We start from the raw sequence: 2297 nt of genomic DNA, 5'->3' as shown, positions 1-2297 counted from the left end.
AAAATATAGGTGAGGCCGAATTCAGCCTTGAGATCGTCGAGCAGGTTGAGGACCTGGGCCTGGATGGAGACATCGAGCGCCGAGACCGCCTCGTCGGCGACGACCAGCTTGGGATCGAGCACCAAGGCGCGGGCAATGCCGATGCGCTGGCGCTGACCGCCGGAAAAGGCGTGCGGATAGCGGCCCACCGCATCGGGGGCGATGCCGACCTTGGCCAGCGTATCGAGCACCCGGTCTTCCAACTCGCGCCCCCGGGCGATGCGGTGCACGCGCAGCGGCTCGGCGACGATATCGAAGACCCGCATATTGGGATTGAGCGAACTCATCGGATCCTGAAAGATCATGCGGATATCGCGGCGCCAGGGCTTGATCTGGCGCTTATCGAGGGCACTCAGCTCCACCGGCTCATGGCCGGGAGGATGGTAGTGCACATGGCCGGAGGTGACGGGCTGGGCCTTGATGATGCAGCGGCCCAGCGTGGTCTTGCCGCAGCCGCTTTCCCCCACGATGGCCAGCGTCTCGCCGGCCTCGACGCTGAGGCTGACATCGTTGAGGGCCACCAGCTCGCGGCCGGGCCGGAACAGGCTGCCGCCAAGGGTGTAGACCTTGGAAAGATTGTGGACGGAAAGAAGCGTGCTCATGCCGGCTCCTCCTCGGAGACGCGGGTGAGCAGGTGGCAGCGGGCCATATGGTCGGCGCCGATGGCAGTGCGCTCGGGCCGCGTGCCGGCGCAGGGCGCGAAGGCATAGGGGCAGCGGCTGGTGAAGGCGCAACCCGCCGGCCGGTTGCGTGGCGAGGGCACATTGCCCTTGATGGGCAAGAGGCGCTGCCGCTCGGCCTTGCGCGACAGGCGCGGCACCGACTTCATCAGCGCCTGGGTGTAGGGGTGGCTGGGCGCGCGGAAGACATCATAGACATTGCCCTGCTCGACCACGTCGCCCAGATACATCACCGCCACGTCGTCGGCGATTTCGGCCACCACGCCCAGATCGTGGGTGATGAACAGCATGGCCATGCCGAAATCGGCCTGCAACTGGCGCAGCAGATCGAGGATCTGGGCCTGGGTGGTGACGTCGAGGGCGGTGGTAGGCTCGTCGGCGATGAGCAGGCGCGGCGTGCAGGCCAGCGCCATGGCGATCATGGCGCGCTGCCTGAGCCCGCCCGACAGTTCGAACGGATAGGCGTTGGCGCGGTCGCGGGCGCCGGGCACGCCCACCTGATCGAGCAGGGCCACGGTGCGCTCGCGGGCCTTTTTGGGAGGGAGATGCTCGTGCAGGATGATGATCTCGTCGATCTGGTCGCCGATGGTGTGGACCGGGGACAGCGAACTCATCGGCTCCTGGAAGATCATGGAAATCTGCGCGCCGCGAATGGCGCGCATGGCCTGGCTGTCGGATTTGAGCCGGGCGATGTCGACCTCGCCGCCGGCGCCGTCGAAGACGATCTCGCCGCGGCCGATGCGGGCGTTGGAATCGAGCAGGCGCAGCACGGCGCGGGCGGTGACCGATTTGCCGCAGCCGCTCTCGCCGACCAGCGCCAGCGTCTTGCCGGGGGTGAGGGTGAGATCGACCTGGCGCACCGCCTCGATCTCGGCCTCGTCGGGCGAGGTGAAGCTGATGGACAGATCGGAAACGGTAAGGATGGGTTTATCGGCCATGGGGATCTGCGGCATCACGAAGGCCGTCTCCGAAGAAGTTGAGAGCAAGGATCACCACCACCACGCACAGGCCCGGCGCCAGCAGCCAGGGCGCCGTGGCCAGGGTGCGGATGTTCTGGGCTTCCTGGAGCAGCGTGCCCCAGCTGACGATGGGGGCCTGCAGGCCCAGTCCGAGGAAGCTCAGCGCCGTTTCGGCCAGGATCATGCCGGGAATGGCGAGCGTGGCGGCGGCGATGATATGGCTGGTGAAGCTGGGCACCATGTGGCGGGTGACGATGCGCCAGTCGCTGGCCCCATCGAGCTGGGCGGCGGTAACGAAATCCTCGGTGCGCAGGCTGAGGAAACGCCCGCGCACCACGCGCGCCAGCTCGGTCCAGCCGATGAGGCTGAGAATGATGGTGATGGCGAAATAGGTCTGGATGGCGCTCCAGTCCTTGGGCAAGGCCGCCGCCAGCCCCAGCCACAGGGGAATGGTGGGCAAAGAGCGGATGAATTCGACCACGCGCATGACGGCGCTGTCGAACCAGCCGCCGTAATAGCCGGCAAAACCGCCGATGACGATGCCGAAGAAGAGGCTGAGCGTAACGCCGGCGAGACCGATGGAGAGCGAAATGCGGGTGCCGTGGATGAGGCGGCTCAA

At 66.7% G+C, this 2297-nt stretch carries 3 protein-coding genes; all 3 read right to left on the bottom strand.

The window, feature by feature from the left end:
• The coding region (locus VDP82_RS17185; RefSeq protein WP_323016043.1) for a dipeptide/oligopeptide/nickel ABC transporter ATP-binding protein at positions 1 to 641 on the bottom strand (641 nt) is incomplete at its 3' end.
• Entirely contained in the window at positions 638 to 1657 is a 1020-nt protein-coding gene (locus VDP82_RS17180; RefSeq protein ID WP_323016042.1) for an ABC transporter ATP-binding protein, read from the bottom strand. The genes VDP82_RS17180 and VDP82_RS17185, both read right to left, overlap by 4 nt.
• Positions 1647 to 2297, bottom strand: a 651-nt coding sequence (locus VDP82_RS17175) for an ABC transporter permease (RefSeq protein ID WP_323016041.1), incomplete at its 5' end; no start/stop codon positions are given. The genes VDP82_RS17175 and VDP82_RS17180, both read right to left, overlap by 11 nt.

It is taken from the genome of Devosia sp., from assembly GCF_034675085.1.
Lineage (GTDB): Bacteria > Pseudomonadota > Alphaproteobacteria > Rhizobiales > Devosiaceae > Devosia.
The sequence above is the reverse complement of the archived record's forward strand: the minus strand, read 5'-3'. Positions and strand labels throughout refer to the sequence as shown.

Bases quoted from the DNA above. Each gene is read 5' to 3' on its own strand.
- VDP82_RS17180 (WP_323016042.1), bottom strand. From the start codon at position 1,657: ATGGCCGATAAACCCATCCTTACCGTTTCCGATCTGTCCATCAGCTTC.